Genomic DNA, 15,642 nt, shown 5'->3' with positions numbered 1-15,642 from the left:
CCATGAAACGTACGGGTGATCAGGCTTTCATCAAGGAGTTGAACAAGTCCATTGTTCTCAACCTCCTGCGCTTTCAAAGCCCAATTTCACGAACGCAGATTTCCGTTCAGACTGGCCTCAACAAGGCCACCGTATCGAGCATTGTGGAAGAACTGATTCAGGAAGACCTAGTACTCGAGGTAGGCAGGGGCCACACCCGAGTCGGTCGCAGACCGGTTTTACTCCTGTTCAATGCCCGCGCCGGATATGTGATTGGGGTGGACTTGGGCGTGGATTACGTCCGGGTCCTGGCGACAGACCTAGCCGGTGAAATCGCCGGAGCGCGTGAATTTCGACTGACAGACAACCGCACTCCACAACATGTGGTGGAATCGATTGTTCGTGGCGTTCACGAGTTGAAGGCGGAGCTTCCTAGGTCCCCCCATGGCATTATCGGGGTTGGCGTGGGGGTACCCGGCCTGGTCGACTTTTCCCACGGCATTGTCCTTAACGCCCCCAACCTGGCGTGGCGTGACGTGCATCTGGGGGCTCTGCTGGAAAACTACCTCAGTCTGCCTGTGTACGTAGACAACGAAGCCAATACCGGCGCCTTGGGCGAGAAATTGTTTGGTGTCGGCAAAGAGGCCTCCAATCTCATCTATATCAGCGTCGGGACAGGCATCGGTACCGGCATCATCGTCAACAATGAGTTAGTCCGAGGCAGCCAGGGCATCGCCGGCGAGTTTGGCCATATGACGATTGAGGCACAGGGACTCAAGTGCTCGTGCGGCAATCATGGCTGCTTGGAAATGTACGCTTCCGAACGGGCACTCGTACAGAAGTACCGTCACCTGACCGGATTGACCTTACCAACGGAAGACATTCTCGCGCGGCTAAAGACCGGAGATGCCGACGCCCTGCAGGCGATACAAACGGTCGGGCAATACCTCGGCATCGGGGTCGCCAACCTGGCCGGGGGACTGAACCCTTCCCTCATCCTGGTTGGCAATCGACTGGCCAGTGCTGGTGAATGGTTGCTGCGCCCGATTGAACAGACCGTACAGAACCGTTGTTTTACCATGCCATATACCCAACTGCGCATCCAGGCTTCCTCCTTAGGTCGGAACGCCTGTGCAGTCGGGGCCGCCTCGTTAGTGCTGCACGAATACTTCGCGGGGCCACAGGCGGCTGCGTGAGTGGGCACGGGTGTGCGACGACGTGTTGGGAAACTCCGCTGAAAACAAGCGGCCTAACAGCCGTTCGAACGGATCGCTTGGAGTTTACCGCTCCTTGCATCACTGCCACATCACGGTGCGGATGGCCGGATATAGACGCCGTAAGGCGAGCAGCAGGTCATCCCAGTACTCGGGATGACTGTGTGTCAGTACGGTGTAGTCGCGAAGCCAATCGTCCGGAGCAGCGACACAGCGAGAGTGATGCGCTCCTTGTAGCCCTACTGCCAACGCGCCAGATCCTCCAGACTCTCCTCATAGGCGGCAAGAAGCGGCCTGACCCGGCGGAGTCGGCGATGGCCGGCTGCACTGAGGTGAACCAGGCGGCCGCGGCGTTCGAACAGGCGGACACCCCATTCCTGTTCGAGTTTTTGATTTGCATGGTCACGGTAGGCTGCGCGAGGTACAGCCTGTCCGCCGTGCGATGAAAGTTTTCCTCCTCGGCCGCAATCGGTATATGTAGGGGCGGTTACACAACAGGCTGCAAGAGCTACCGAATAGTGCTAGAGATACTTACGACAAACACAGTACGACCGGGTCGAGTCTCGGCACGAGACCATGCATAGCCTCAGACGGCCGCTCCTGCTGGCCCGGGCTCCAACCCACATTGCACGCCCGACTCGGCACGCGAAATGTGGGTCAGAGAAGTTGTCTGAATTTGTATTTACATGGTTTAGGCTATATCCCTCGCATCGTTCAATGGAATTTCGGTAGCCAATCTCCGTGTGCCTCAATCAGGTCGTCACATAGTGAGACGATATCGTCAATCGACAACTCTGCGGCCGTGTGCGGGTCTAAGAGAGCTGCCTGATAAATGTACTCCTTTTTGCGCGTTATCGCCGCCTCAATGGTAAGAAGTTGCGTGTTGATATTCGTGCGGTTGAGTGCAGCACACTGAGGCGGTAAATCCCCTACGTACGTCGGCGTAATACCACTTCCATCGACCAAACAAGGAACTTCTACGCAGGCCTCCTTCGGCAGATTGGTAATGAGTCCAGTGTTCATGACATTGCCGCCAATCTTATAGGGTTGATTGGTTTCGATGGCTTCAAGGATATACGAGGCATATTCATGTGTACGTTCATGAGTCAGGTTGCGATTCTGAACCAGTTCATCACGCATTGATTTCCACCGCTCGATTTGATCAAGACAGCGGCGTGGGTATTCGTCCAAAGGAATGTTGAAGCGGTCTATCAACTCTGGGTAGTTACGCTTAATAAAGTATGGGTGATATTCAGCGTTATGTTCCGACGATTCGGTCACATAATATCCGAATCGGAACATGAGTTCGAACCGAACCATATCGTCATGCTTTGTTTTTTGCAGCTCCCGCGCACGCGCTTTGATCTCCGGATAAAGATCGACACCGTCGCGTTTTACCTCTAACAACCAAGCCATATGGTTGATACCCGCGATTTTATAGTCTACACCCGTTGCATCCATACCGAGCTTTTTGAACAAATGTGGAACACATACCTGCACACTATGACACAACCCAACGGTTTTCACCTGACCGTAGGTATTCATGACGTTGGTTAATACAGCCATCGGGTTCGTATAGTTGAGAAACAACGCGTCTGGACAAACCTCGTGTATGTCTTCTGCGAACTCAAGCATGACCGGTATCGTCCTCAAGTTACGAAAAATACCGCCTATCCCCACCGTGTCCGCAATGGTTTGCCGTAGGCCGTATTTCTTCGGTACTTCGAAGTCCGTGATTGTGCACGGATCGTAGCCACCGACCTGAATCGCGTTGATGACGTATTTCGCACCCCGTAAAGCCTCTTTACGATCCGTATAAGCACGAACGGAAACACGACTGCCTAGGTTCTCTTTTAGGTTCAACAGCATCATTTCGCTATCGCGCAAACGCTCTAGGTCGATATCGAACAACGCGAACTCGAAGTCCTGCAGCGCTGGGCTGAGCATGCAGTCACCCAGCACATTTTTCGCAAAAACTGTGCTCCCGGCACCTAGAAATGTAATCTTATTCATGGTTGTCCCTCCTGGTCATCTGTACACATCGACGGTAGGATTCAACTCAAATCGTACGTTGTTCGATTTCCCACGTATTTCATTTGCACAAGCGTCACGATTAAGATGACAAGAAACAGAATTACAGAAAGTGCGGATGCATATCCCATGTGGAAAAACTGAAACCCTTGTTGAAAGATATAGAAGTTATACACATTCGTGGCGGTACCTGGCCCGCCCTGCGTCATCACATATACCGTGTCGAACACTTGGAACGATCCGATAACACTCGTTACAAGTACGAACAAGGTGGTTGGACGCAAAAGGGGGAGTGTAATCGAAAAAAATGTCCGTACGGGCCCTGAACCGTCCAGTTCTGCCGCTTCATATAAATATTTCGGAATTCCTTGTAGACCGGCTAAGAAAAACAGCATATTGTACCCGGTCCACTGCCATATGTTCACTGCCGCCACACAAGGTAGCGCTTCCGCAGGCGACGATAGCCAACCTTGTTTCGAGACTCCGAATACCTGAAGAAACGAGTTTAACACACCTGAAGTTGGATCAAAAATCCATTGCCACACAACGGAAATCGCCACTGGAGCGGCAAGCCATGGTAACACGTACACGGCGCGAAAGAAGGCCATTCCGCGGATACGGCGATTTAATAGGAGAGCCAGGAGAATGGCCAACACCGTCTGTATGGGGATGTTCAGAACGACGTAGTAAACGGTAATCAACATGGCCTGCAGCGCGGCCTTATTATGGAAGATGCTTACATAGTTTTGTAGCCCGATGAACTTCGGTCTGGTCAGCATGTTCCAATCAAAGAAGCTGATTACGATTGCCGCTAAGGCCGGTAATAGGAGAAACGCGAGCAAACCGATGAAGCTCGGACCGATAAAGAGGTAGGGTACGGCAAAGTGCCAACGCGAGCGGTCCTTAGCGGCTGCGGAAACAGGAACACTCTGCACTGTAAGAGACTTCATTGTGGCAACCCCTTTCATGGTCCGGACTCCCCGGATGACGATTGAGGAAATCCGGACCTTCCACAGGTACCTTGGACTTATTGATTGCCTTGCAGCGCAGCGTTTGCTTGCTGAACGGCAGTTTTCACGGCCTCGGACGGCGAGACCTTACCCAACCACATTAGGTCAAACTCCTTGTTAATGGCTGTATCTGCCTGGCCCCAGTTGAACGTGATTGGGAAACTGATGGTTTTGCCCTTGGATTCTTCAAGAAACGGAGTTACATCCACTCCTCTCTTCTGCCACGAATCCGCAAACAAAGGTGCCAGCTTTTGAATGCCCGGCCATACATAACCGCCGCTTGCCAAAATCCTTTCAGATTGTGGGCTGGCCAACCACTTTTCCAGTTCCCACGCTTCCTTTGGGTGTTTCGTGTGGGCATAAATTGCATCCGAGAGTCCATTCATCACCGACACCCTGCCCTGCGGGCCTATGGGTAAGAGGGCTACACCCACGTGAAATTTGCACGACGATACAACCGGTGTCAAATTCCAGTCCCCATCCATATACATTGCCAACTTGCCCTGCTCAAATAGTTTTTGTGCATTCGCATTCCCATTGGCATTGGTTCCCTCAGCGCCAGGTGGGCTTATGTGGTACTTATTTATCATGTCCATAATGCCCTGCATGGCTTGAATGCCTTGCGGACTGTCAAACAACAGCTTATTGCCAAACTGTTTGTTAATGATCTTTGCCCCATTCTCGGCCATGAAGTTATAATAGAACGACTGATTCGAGTTATACGCCATAAATCCGTATTGTTTGACGTGGTTCGGATCGAACCCTGGGTCTCCAGGATGTTTTCCGTTGTTGTCTATAGTCATTTTTTCAGCTACTTTTACTAAACTACCTCCGTCCGTTGGATTCCAGGTGAGGTTTGTGGGAGCGGGCACGCCCTCCTTTTTGAACATATCTTTGTTGTAGAAAATGGCGATGGTATCCCAATCCTTCGGAAGGCCGTACGTGCCTCCGTTATATTGGTACTGTTTCAATAGTTGCGGGTAATAAATCGATGTATCCACGTGGTCTTGTTTGATATACGGTGATAAATCAAGTAACTGTCCGTTCTTCACGAACGTAGGGAAATACGTGACATGGTCCCAAAATACATCCGGAGCTGTTCCCGCCGCCATTTCGGTTTGGAGTTTTTGCCAATACTGGGCCCATGGATACTGCTCAATATTCACTTGAATATTGGGGTGCTTTTTCTCGAACTCGGCAATGGATTTCTTGTATCCAACTTCCTCATTCGGATCCCATAACATGTACGTCAACGTCACCTTACCGTTGCCGCTGGATGAACCACTGTTACTCGTTGAAGACCCACAAGCCGCAACGCCACCCATTAAAATTGCAGATACGCCTGCTAAAATCCCAATCTTTGCAATCCTCTTCACACGAATCCCCCATTTCGTTTAAGATTGCTGTTGCCACGACTACCTATAGCTGGTACCGTAGATTGGATTTATCCCTCCTCTACTTCAGTCCAGTGATTTGAATGGACTCGATAATCCTTCTTTGAAATACAATAAATAGAATGATGAGGGGTAACAGCGCAATCGTCGCCGCAGCCATCATATAGTTCCATTGGGCTCCGTATTGCAGCTGAAAGGACGCGATACCAACGCTGATAAGCTTCATGTTGTCCGAATTGGTTACAATCAAGGGCCATAAGAAGTTATTCCATGATGCCACGAACGTAATAATGGCCAATGTGGCTAAAATCGGTTTACTGAGCGGTAAGATAAGCTGGGCGAAGATCCGCATGACACCCGCACCGTCAATCCGCATGGCTTCTTCGAGCTCAACCGGAATTGTTAAGAAGAATTGTCTCAGTAGGAAGATGCCTACCGGTGTACCGAGCGCAGTCGGGGCAATCAATCCGTAGTATGTGTTAATCCATCCGAGTTGCTTTATGAGAATAAACAGCGGGATTAAAGTCACGATATTTGGGATCATCAAGGTACTAAGATACCCTAAAAAGATGATGTTTTTACCCCGAAAGCGCATTCTTGCAAAAGCGTACGCAGCTAATGATCCGAAGATTAGCTGACCGAGTACACTGCAAATCGCGACGAGGAAGGTGTTTAGTAAATAACGGAGCAACGGTACCGAAGTGAAAACATGCGTGTAGTTCGACCACTCGAAATGGCTTGGTAAACCTAAGAACCCTGCGCCGAACACGTCATTGGCTGGCTTGAGCGAGGTTAATACCGCCCATACATAGGGAAAGACAGAGATGCAGGCACCGATGATGAGTACCGCGTAAATCAGGGCCATTTTCAATCCACGCCTTATAGCCATCGTCAACACCTCATTCTGGAAGCGGATTCATCGGATTCACCCGTTGATACCTCAACAATCGGCAGCTCCACCGCAAGTCTCTCGAATCACTAAGTGAAAAGGGACATGGACTTGAACCGGGACGTCCTCATCCAAGGGTCTTTGCAACAAGCGAACTGCCAACCTACCCATCAACTCTGTGTTCACATGAATGGTCGTCAGTGAGGGGGATACGTACGCTGCGGTTTCGATGTCGTCAAACCCGACCACCGCGATGTCGGTAGGCACCTTTAGCCCACACTCGTGAATGGCTCGAAGTGCCCCAATCGCCATTGGATCACTCGCGACGAAAAATGCGGTTGGTCGATTACTCTTGCTTAAAGCCTCCATCATACACTCATAGCCCGAACCCATGGCCCAATCACCGATAAAAATATCATCCTCGGAAAATCTACAAATCTCTCTCATGAAGGATTCGTACGCCAAGTGTCTGGGATCCTTACCGAACGGCCTCCCTCCTCCTATGAATCCAATCTTCTCATGTCCTAATTGGACGAGGTGTTGTAAAACAGTTCTTGTGGCCTGGTTAAAGTCCACCACGACCGAGGTATAACGGTTCACATCTGGGCAATAATCGACAAACGTGAGTCGTTTCGCGCCTAGGCATTCGGGATTGAAATTATCGCCATTCACGACAATAATTCCGTCGTAATCGGAAGCTTTTTGCTTAAGTCCAAGTTCTTCGTCGTTCCAATGGTAGGTGTGGACAACGGTCCCGAGTCTCAGCGCCTCTAGCTCAATGCCCCTTTGAATATATGAAAAATATGGATCTTCCTTTTCCATCTCTTCCGATTGAAACCGGATGATAGCAATGCGATCGAGAGATTGCGAGTCCTTATTTTTACTTAAACGACGTCTTGTTTTTACTCGATAATTCAACTTTTTTGCCGCTTCCAAAACGCGCTGACGGGTATTATCCGATACCGCCAAAGTACGGTCGCCATTCAGCACGCGGGAAACCACTGCTGTCGACACATTCGCAAGTTCCGCTACATCCCGCATCGTAGTCATACCTGGATACACTCCACGAAGGCTTTATTGAGATTACTAAATTACGAATACATTTTATCGCTAATTTTAATTTCACGTCAAGTAAATTTTTTGTTTTTTGCAAATGGATGATTGTCGAAGAGGCACGCTAGAGGCAAATCCTTGTTAGCGGCCAACACTGCAACTACGAATATGTCAGTCCAGTGTTGGCCACCGTTTTATGAAGATTTATTCGGCGGAAGAAAAGACCTCATATGCGCTTGCGATACGACTTGAAACCCTACTGTCCTCGATACCACTCACGACCCGAATCGTCGCAGCCAGCCCTTGCTCACGAATCATCTTCTGCAGTTGCTCAGCTTCCGGATCGCCCGGGTAGTCGAAGCGATAGCCAGCTGCAATACCGGTTACCATATGGTCAAACGGTAGGTCGTAGCGCTGGCAGAGCTGCAAAGGTGCGACGAGACGGTCATTGGGGCCCAGCTTACGGATGGGATCGCGCCCGACGCGTACGGTTTCGTCACCGAGGTACGGATTGCGAAAACGTACGAATGCCTTGTCCGCGTACGTGATCAGGTCATTGGCCGAGAAGGTAGCCGCGTGTTTCCGCGCCATCGCCGCTATAACTTCAGCCTGGGCACCCTGGGCAACCGCTGCGGCGGCTGGGTGAGCAGCCGCTTCGTCAATCGTCCGACAGCCGTATAAATAACCAACGTAAGCCAGAATCGCATGGGCCCCGTTGAGTAAAAACAGTTTGCGTTCCAAATACGGGCCTAACTCGTCAACCAGGTGCGCCCCCTGAATCCGGAGGTTGCCTCTGAGGGCAGAACGTTCTATGTCCCACTCAAAGAACGGCTCCACGTACGCATCCAGCGGCTCCGTATTCGTATCGGGACGGTGATTGGGCGCAATCCGGTCAACCGCAACGTTGGCAAAACCGATGTATGTCTCTGCAAACTGGCGCAACGAGTCATTCAGCTTGGCGAAGACAGCCTCTTTCAGCTGCTGTGTCGCATACAACGCATTCTCACAGGCCAGTACGTTTTGCACGTTTACGTGGCCGGCGGCCGCGCGGCGGCGAATAGCTTCCGCCAACACATCCGCCACTGCGGACAAGTTTCCAACACCGACCGCGGTGGTAATTATATCGGCCATAACGACGTCATCCACACACTCGCCCGAGTTCAGCCGGACCGCACGAACCCCGTCCACCCATTCCGTTTGCAGAGTGTCGCCGACGATGCAGACACGGTAGCGACCGCGGCGGTTGATCTCCTCAACCAACCCTTCCGCCACATCGGCGAACACCAGGTCGTAGCCGGATTGATGAAGGAGTTGTCCAATGAACCCACGCCCGATATTGCCGGCGCCAAAGTGGACCGCCTTCATCAGAGGCCCTCCCTCCGGAGAATGTCGAGGATTTGCCGGGCATCGGTTGCCGTGGCCATGGCCTTCACATTCTCGTTCTCCAGGCACACATTCGCAATCTTGCCGAGGACCTCTACATGTTCGTCACCGCGCCCCGCGATGCCTATGACCAGACGGGCTACATTACCGCTGCCGAAATCCACACCCTCCGGATATTGGGCAAGCACGATTCCAGATTCACGAATGAAGGGCATCGATTCAGGCAGACCGTGTGGAATAGCGACGCCATTGCCGATATATGTGGTCAGGCTGTCTTCACGGGCAATCATGCCGTCAATATAGCCGGCCTCCACATACCCGTTGTCAACCAGCTGCTGTCCCACCCGGCGAATGGCTTCATACTTCCCTTCCCGAGCAAGGCCTACAAGAATGTCTTTTTCCGAAAGTTCCATCATACCTCTCACTCCCGCTTCTTCATCATTCGATTTGCTTCGACGGTCAGGGTTGCAGCATCCGCTGTATGCAAGGCCATGACCCATTTGGGGTCCTCCACCAGGGCACGGCTGAGCTGTCCGAGCTGCAACAACACCTCTGGGGGTTCATCCGCCCGCGCCAGTAGCACAAGTACGGTGCGTACCGGTTCTGCTTGTCCGCCGACCCCTGCCATCAAGAGGGGACTCGATAGGCGGACCACACCCACATACGGACGGTGGAGGCTACCGACACGGGCGTGCAACAAGGCCAGCCCAGCTCCGGGAAGGATGACGCTTCCTTGCCTTTCTCGCTGCCAGAGTGCCTCTTGCACCTCGGCCACACTGTCAGCCGATTCCTCCACCCGTCCGGCAATCTCTTGCACCAATGCTTGAATCCCAGGGGAATGGCTTTCCCAAACGTCCACCCGGACGGTCGGACAATCGTGAACACCCCACCGTTCCTGCACGGCGTGGGCCGACGGAGCGGAGACGGTCCGGAATGCACGTACCCGCGGGCGATCCGCTCGTATTACGGATGTCCCTCTGTGGAACGCGGTTTCCTCTGACCGTTCTGCGGATATAACAGCTGCCTCCTCCCGGACGCGGTCGACATCCTCCGGCGGGAGAAACGGCGAGACCACGACAATCGGCACCCCCTGTTCAGAACTCCACGGCACCGTGCTCAGGATGAAGTCACAATCCACCTCATTGCCACCGCACAGGGCCCCAATGCCGACAATTTCTAGCTGCGGCAACTCGGCGCGGATACGGCTGGCCAACAGTTCAGCAGAGCTGATTCCATTGGGACAGACAATGCGTACACGCGGGCGCTGGTGAACACGCCAGCGTTCCAGAGCAGCACCGGCGTGCATCGCAATGTAGCCCACCTCCGCCTCGGGCACAACAAAACCGGCATCGACAAACACTTCGCGGCAGGCCGCAAAGGCAGCGGCGTATACGTCCGGGTAGCGGTGACGAACCTCATCCAGCAGCGGATTACGGATAGACAGACCGGTCGCCATCCTGTGCATGGCCGGCTCCAGGTGTTGGGCCAGCCCCACCGTAAATTGCTTGTCCGCCTCCAGCGGGAAATTCAGCCGCTTGCCGATGGATTCAGCCAGCCGGTGCGCAAACTGGAGTTCCGTCACGTTGGCCGGTAGGAGGAGATTCTGTTCCGTCAACTGTACCTTTGCCCCGCGCAAATGCATCGCGAGGTCGTCAATTTCTGCGTCAAGGCCACTGGCTTCCGGCGCCAAGCGCTTTAGAATACGAGCGACGACCTTCCGGTCGCGGCCGGCCGCCGCGTCACGGGCTTGTCCGATGTCGTACCGTTCCGGCAGGACCTGACCGTCCCGCAGTCGGGCGAGGACAATCAGGACGTGCAGCAGGAACGCAGAAAAGCCCGCCTCGTCCAAGGGCGGATCGAACGAAGAAAGCTCGCACTTGACAACCTCATAGGCGCGTGTGACCTCATTGATTCCTAAGTAACGGATTAAAAACTGCCACTGGGCGTCGCCGGACGCCTTGGTTCCTTCCTCGGCGGGCGTTGAGGACGCTTGTGCCGCTTCACGATGCGCCAACGTGAGCAAAAAACGCGTCTGAGTACCGGTGTGAATCAGCTCGACGAGGGCCATCCGTCGCTGGCGCTCGTCCCCGGTCACCTCAACGCCGTACCCGCGGCGCCGAATCAAATGGAGGCCATACTGGGCAAACCAATCTTCCAGCCCGTCGAGCAGGTGGCTGATGCTTGCCGGCGCCAGGTTCATTCGACGGCTGAGATAGGCCAACTTAACAGGTCCATCAGCCGTCAAAAGTTCGACCGCAGCCAGCCAGGTCCGATCCGAAGGATTTAAGGGTACGGGCTGTGCCTTGCGCGGGATTCCCGAGACCGCATCCACCACGGCCTGCCGGGAACCGGCCAGGCGCCAAACCCCAACCTCGTCGCTCACCAGCTTGACTCCAAACGGCTCTAAGTACGCCTGTACTGCTCTTAGGTCACGCTGCAAGGTCCTGCGACTGACGCCCAGCTGCTGCGCCACTGACTCCACATCGACTCCCCGCGGCTCCGCCGCGGCTCGCAGGACGAACGACTGCCGGGCCGACAGGTGCCGATTCATGGGCATCACTCCGAAATGCGTTTCAAATCTTCGACGAACGAATCATATGTGGCCTTGTCCAAAAAATTGTCGATGACATAAATCTTCGCCTGTGGAACCACCTGGCGGGCACGCCCGGCCAGACTCTGCTGCGTAAAGACGACCGTGGCATCCGATGGAATTTGATTGACCGGAACGTGGCTCACGTCCATCTTGAAGCCAGCAGCCTGCAGGCGCTTTTTGAGAATTGAGGCCCCCATCGCACTGGAACCCATGCCCGCCTCACAAGCAAACACCACCTTGTCGGGTATACGGTCGAGGGTACGAGTCCCCGTCTCGGTCACGGTGCGTTTCATCGTCGGCGAGTCCACAGCAGCCTCAGAAACCGACCTGACACCTTCCGCGCGAGCCGGCACCACCATGCCCTTACTCTGCAGCTTCATCCCGCGTACCCGCTGCTTCGCTTCATCCAGATTTCCTTCCTCACCTTTGACTGTACGCAGGAGCAGGCTTGCGATGAGGAACGAGACCGCCGCGCCGACAAAGATGCCAAACAAGACCGGCAGCAGTCCGCCGCGCGGGGACATCATAATTTCTGCGATGATGCTTCCTGGCGAGGCAGTGGCCACCAGCCCTGCTCCTGTCCACATGAAAGTGGCGTCCGCCGCAATGCCGCCGCCAATTACCGCCAAGACAAGAATCGGCTTCATCAAAACGTAGGGAAAGTAAATTTCGTGAATCCCGCCGAAAAACTCAATCAAAATTGCACCTGGAGCAGACAGCTTAGCGTTTCCTTTGCCAAACAGCCAATAGGAGAGCAAGATGCCCAACCCCGGACCCGGATCCGTCTCCAGTAAGAAGAAGATAGACTTCCCTGTCTGCTTCGCCTGCTGAAGCCCGAGCGGATCGAGAATGCCGTGATTGATAGCGTTGTTCAGAAATAGAATCTTTCCCGGCTCAATGAAAATCGCTATCAACGGCAACAGATGAATCGAGGTCACCCACTGGGCCGCAGCCCCCAGAGCAACCGATAAGGCCGTCATGACAGGCTCTACGACCAAAAACGCCAAAATCGCCAATATACCACCGAGAATGCCCGCGGAGAACGTGTTGACCAACATCTCGAAGCCGGCCGGAATGCGATCTTTAACCGCGCTATCAAACGTTTTCATTAGATACCCAGCCAAAGGCCCCATGATCATCGCGCCTATGAACATCGGCACGGCCGATCCGACGGCCACCCCAGCCGTGGCGATAGCGCCTACCACGCCGCCGCGCTCTCCGTGCACCAGCTTACCGCCCGTATACCCGATGAGTAACGGAATCAAGAAGTTGACAAACGGTGTCACCAACTGCGCCAGTTTTGGATTGGGCAGCCAACCGGTTGGAATAAAGAATGCCGTAATGAGTCCCCAGGCGATAAATGCGCCGATATTCGGCATCACCATGCCGGCCAGAAAACCACCAAATCGCTGTAAAGCGGTACGGGCCCCGGCGTCTGACCCTGGCATTGCTGTCGCTGGAACCGCCATCATTGAAACCCCCTTCATGGTTGAACCTGTGACACAAATCCGCCACATGTCTACTCTACGAGGGGTCGGAAGAGGGGTCAATACAAACAAATTCAGGTCTGACGCGGGCTATTGCGACAAAACTGAAGAACTGGTTAAGGGCTAAGGACCACTTTGATGCACCCATCCTCTTTGCCATCAAACAAACGGTATGCTTCTTCGGCTTCGGCCAGGGGAAGTCGGTGGGTGATGATGTCGGTAGGGTCAATCCGACCGTCGGCCACCATCTTGTACAGTCGTTCCATTCTTCGGATTACGGGGGCTTGCCCCATCTTGAGCGTGATGTTGCGGGCGAATAAATCGCCGAGCGGAAACGCGTTATACCGCATCCCGTAGACACCCGTGAGCTGAATCGTGCCGCCCTTGCGCACCGCCTGGGCGGCTATTTGAATCGCTCCCAAGGTTCCACCCTGCAATTTGAGCAGGGATTCGACCTTCTCGACGACTGTCATTTTGCCGTCCATGCCGACGCAGTCAATCACCACGTCGGCCCCACCATGCGTCATTTCCTTCACGTAGGTGCCGATGTTTTCTTCCTCCTCAATGTTCAACGTCTCCACCTGGTTGATGCGATGGGCATGTTCAAGCCGGTACGGAAGGTAATCGAGTGCAATCACGCGTTTCGCCCCTGCCCACCAGGCAAACTTTTGCGCCATTAGGCCGATCGGACCACAGCCCAGGATGACCACCGTATCGTGATGTTTCACGCCGGCGTTCTCGACACTCCAAAGGGCCGTGGGCAAAACGTCCGAGAGAAACAGCAAGTATTCATCCGGCAGTTCACAGTCTGGTGGAACAACGAACGGGACAAAGTTCGCAAACGGGACGCGTAGATACTCAGCCTGTCCGCCTTCATAACCGCCAAACGTTTCGGAGTACCCGAAATACGCGCCACTATCCCCATGCGGATTGGCATGGTCACACTGGCTTTCGAGCCCACGCCGACAATAAAAGCAATGCCCACAGGCGATGTTAAACGGAATGACCACCCGGTCTCCCTTCTTGACCCGCTCGACCTCTGGCCCTACTTCCTCGACGATGCCCATCGGCTCATGCCCAATCACCGTATCGGGATGAAGATTGGGAATCATCCCGTGTAAAAGGTGTAAGTCGGACCCACAAATAGCAGTCTTCGTGATCCGTACGATAATATCGTCCGGTTTCTCGATACCTGGATCGGGCATATCTTTGACCTGCACCTGTTTAGGTGCCTGAAACGTGACGGCCTTCAAATTCATCCCCTCTTTGCACGCCATAAATTCCCTCAATAAGGTGTACCTCTTGTTGCGGAAACATGTGGGCTTTCTACGGAAGTCTACATGGATGGAACTGGAATACGAGGTGGTGCCGTGTCCTGCATAAGATTCCAGGTCACGCGCAGATTAGGGAAGAGGTCTAATGGATCTCGCATTCTACAAGGGGAGGACTAGGAATGCATCAGGCTCTGCAAGAACTACAGCAGATTCGCGCAATTTGTCAGCAATTGGCGGCTAATGAGCAGCAGAATGCGCAAATGCTGCATCAGTCGCCCACTGGCGCCACGATGGCGTCCCGCGAGTCCCAGGCGGCTCAGCAGCTGCAACAGTGCGTGCAGCTGTGCGACCGCGTGGCACAGGCGATTCAACAATCGGGTGCACAAGCAAGCAGCCAGTTTGGTGGATACGCGTCAGCGACGTATGCGGGGCAGGCGTATCAGCCGCCCGGTTTTTCGTCGTCCACCATTCAACAGGTCATGCAGGCGGATCGCACCGCGGCCACCGACCGGCGCGAGGGACCCAGCTACACGAACTACAACACTCAATCGGCCGGGTACAGCAATGCCTACGGCGCACAGGCGGGTCAGTATGGACAGCAGGTGAACAGTGCAGGAATTAGCCAGGTGATGCAGGCGGATCGCACCGCGGCCACCGACCGGCGGGAGGGTCCCAGCTACACGAACTACAACACCCAATCGGCCGGGCACAGCAACGCCTACGGCGCACAGGCGGGTCAGTATGGACAGCAGGTGAACAGTGCAGGAATTAGCCAGGTCATGCAGGCGGACCGCACCGCGGCCACCGACCGGCGGGAAGGGCCCAGCTACACCAACTACAACACCCAATCGACCGGGCACAGCAACGCCTACGGCGCACAGGCGGGTCAGTATGGACAGCAGGTGAACAGTGCAGGAATTAGCCAGGTCATGCAGGCGGACCGCACCGCGGCCACCGACCGGCGGGAGGGCCCCAGCTACACCAACTACAACACGCAGGTGGCTGGAAACTACCACACCCCGGCGTCGAACGCCCAGTATGGGCAGTCGTTTGGGTCTAACGCGGGTGTACAGCAGGTTCTGCAGGCGGACCACCAGGCAACCGACCGCCGGGGTCCAAGCCAGACGAACTATAACAGCCGTTCATATCAGTAACAGCTTGCACGGCAAGAACGGGCTGCCCCAACCCCGTCGCTAGACGGGGGCAGCCCTTGTCGTGTTTGTATGTTTGTTTTGACGATGGGGATTACCTCACCACACCAGGACAGGCGGCCGAGGCCGATTGGAGGATGATTGAGGATTTCGGCTTCGAGATTGAGCCTGCCGAATAGCCCCG

Annotated in this window: 14 protein-coding genes; 3 read left to right on the top strand and 11 right to left on the bottom strand. The window is 54.3% G+C overall.

Going from position 1 to position 15,642, the window contains the following annotated elements:
- Positions 1-2 precede the first annotated feature (2 nt).
- On the top strand, positions 3-1,175 hold the full coding sequence (locus H522_RS0106740) for an ROK family transcriptional regulator (RefSeq protein WP_026961739.1): 1,173 nt from the start codon (positions 3-5) through the stop codon (positions 1,173-1,175).
- A 99-nt stretch (positions 1,176-1,274) separates the two neighbouring features.
- On the opposite strand, the gene H522_RS21450 is transcribed toward H522_RS0106740, so the two are convergent.
- Positions 1,275-1,442 (bottom strand): hypothetical protein, encoded by a 168-nt coding sequence (locus H522_RS21450; RefSeq protein ID WP_155836235.1) that lies wholly within the window; start codon positions 1,440-1,442, stop codon positions 1,275-1,277.
- 65 nt (positions 1,443-1,507) lie between these two features.
- Between H522_RS21450 and H522_RS22310 the strand changes: the two genes are divergently transcribed.
- Positions 1,508-1,639, top strand: coding sequence for a hypothetical protein (locus H522_RS22310; RefSeq protein WP_281173080.1), 132 nt, complete (start codon positions 1,508-1,510; stop codon positions 1,637-1,639).
- 268 nt (positions 1,640-1,907) lie between these two features.
- Here the strand turns inward: H522_RS22310 and melA are convergent, their stop codons facing one another.
- The 10 genes from melA to H522_RS0106685 form a co-directional block, all read right to left on the bottom strand.
- On the bottom strand, positions 1,908-3,206 hold the full coding sequence (gene melA, locus H522_RS0106730) for an alpha-glucosidase/alpha-galactosidase (protein ID WP_026961737.1): 1,299 nt from the start codon (positions 3,204-3,206) through the stop codon (positions 1,908-1,910).
- 41 nt (positions 3,207-3,247) lie between these two features.
- Complete coding sequence (locus tag H522_RS0106725) at positions 3,248-4,174, bottom strand: carbohydrate ABC transporter permease (RefSeq protein ID WP_081411956.1); 927 nt, start codon at positions 4,172-4,174, stop codon at positions 3,248-3,250.
- A gap of 77 nt (positions 4,175-4,251) precedes the next feature.
- A complete protein-coding gene (locus H522_RS0106720) occupies positions 4,252-5,610 on the bottom strand; it encodes an ABC transporter substrate-binding protein (protein ID WP_245578044.1) in 1,359 nt (452 codons plus the stop codon).
- Positions 5,611-5,689: 79 nt separating this feature from the next.
- Positions 5,690-6,517, bottom strand: coding sequence for a carbohydrate ABC transporter permease (locus H522_RS0106715; RefSeq protein WP_245578043.1), 828 nt, complete (start codon positions 6,515-6,517; stop codon positions 5,690-5,692).
- Between the two features lie 51 nt (positions 6,518-6,568).
- On the bottom strand, positions 6,569-7,567 hold the full coding sequence (locus tag H522_RS0106710; RefSeq protein WP_026961733.1) for a LacI family DNA-binding transcriptional regulator: 999 nt from the start codon (positions 7,565-7,567) through the stop codon (positions 6,569-6,571).
- 207 nt (positions 7,568-7,774) lie between these two features.
- Entirely contained in the window at positions 7,775-8,935 is a 1,161-nt protein-coding gene (locus tag H522_RS0106705; RefSeq protein WP_035452946.1) for a mannitol-1-phosphate 5-dehydrogenase, read from the bottom strand.
- Positions 8,935-9,369 (bottom strand): PTS mannitol transporter subunit IIA, encoded by a 435-nt coding sequence (locus tag H522_RS0106700; RefSeq protein ID WP_026961731.1) that lies wholly within the window; start codon positions 9,367-9,369, stop codon positions 8,935-8,937. The genes H522_RS0106705 and H522_RS0106700 overlap by 1 nt, the downstream gene beginning before the upstream one ends.
- A 5-nt stretch (positions 9,370-9,374) precedes the next feature.
- Entirely contained in the window at positions 9,375-11,504 is a 2,130-nt protein-coding gene (locus tag H522_RS0106695; protein WP_026961730.1) for a BglG family transcription antiterminator, read from the bottom strand.
- Between the two features lie 5 nt (positions 11,505-11,509).
- Positions 11,510-13,015 (bottom strand): PTS mannitol transporter subunit IIBC, encoded by a 1,506-nt coding sequence (locus H522_RS0106690; RefSeq protein ID WP_051343985.1) that lies wholly within the window; start codon positions 13,013-13,015, stop codon positions 11,510-11,512.
- 134 nt (positions 13,016-13,149) lie between these two features.
- Positions 13,150-14,286: a zinc-dependent alcohol dehydrogenase gene (locus H522_RS0106685; protein ID WP_026961728.1), complete on the bottom strand. Its 1,137-nt coding sequence runs from the start codon at positions 14,284-14,286 to the stop codon at positions 13,150-13,152.
- 200 nt (positions 14,287-14,486) lie between these two features.
- On the opposite strand from H522_RS0106685, the gene H522_RS0106680 reads away from it, so the two are divergent.
- Positions 14,487-15,461, top strand: a complete 975-nt coding sequence (locus H522_RS0106680; protein WP_026961727.1) for a hypothetical protein — start codon at positions 14,487-14,489, stop codon at positions 15,459-15,461.
- Positions 15,462-15,642 lie beyond the last annotated feature (181 nt).

This window comes from Alicyclobacillus herbarius DSM 13609 (assembly GCF_000430585.1).
Lineage (GTDB): Bacteria > Bacillota > Bacilli > Alicyclobacillales > Alicyclobacillaceae > Alicyclobacillus_G > Alicyclobacillus_G herbarius.
This window is presented reverse-complemented; position numbering and strand designations above follow the sequence as displayed.

Coding starts and splice junctions, on each gene's coding strand:
- H522_RS0106705 (WP_035452946.1), bottom strand. CDS start 8,935: ATGAAGGCGGTCCACTTTGGCGCCGGCAATATCGGGCGTGGGTTCATT.
- H522_RS0106710 (WP_026961733.1), bottom strand. CDS start 7,567: ATGACTACGATGCGGGATGTAGCGGAACTTGCGAATGTGTCGACAGCA.
- H522_RS0106740 (WP_026961739.1), top strand. CDS start 3: ATGAAACGTACGGGTGATCAGGCTTTCATCAAGGAGTTGAACAAGTCC.
- H522_RS22310 (WP_281173080.1), top strand. CDS start 1,508: ATGGCCGGCTGCACTGAGGTGAACCAGGCGGCCGCGGCGTTCGAACAG.
- melA (WP_026961737.1), bottom strand. CDS start 3,206: ATGAATAAGATTACATTTCTAGGTGCCGGGAGCACAGTTTTTGCGAAA.
- H522_RS0106680 (WP_026961727.1), top strand. CDS start 14,487: ATGCATCAGGCTCTGCAAGAACTACAGCAGATTCGCGCAATTTGTCAG.
- H522_RS0106695 (WP_026961730.1), bottom strand. CDS start 11,504: ATGAATCGGCACCTGTCGGCCCGGCAGTCGTTCGTCCTGCGAGCCGCG.
- H522_RS0106715 (WP_245578043.1), bottom strand. CDS start 6,517: ATGGCTATAAGGCGTGGATTGAAAATGGCCCTGATTTACGCGGTACTC.
- H522_RS0106700 (WP_026961731.1), bottom strand. CDS start 9,369: ATGATGGAACTTTCGGAAAAAGACATTCTTGTAGGCCTTGCTCGGGAA.
- H522_RS0106725 (WP_081411956.1), bottom strand. CDS start 4,174: ATGAAGTCTCTTACAGTGCAGAGTGTTCCTGTTTCCGCAGCCGCTAAG.
- H522_RS0106690 (WP_051343985.1), bottom strand. CDS start 13,015: ATGGCGGTTCCAGCGACAGCAATGCCAGGGTCAGACGCCGGGGCCCGT.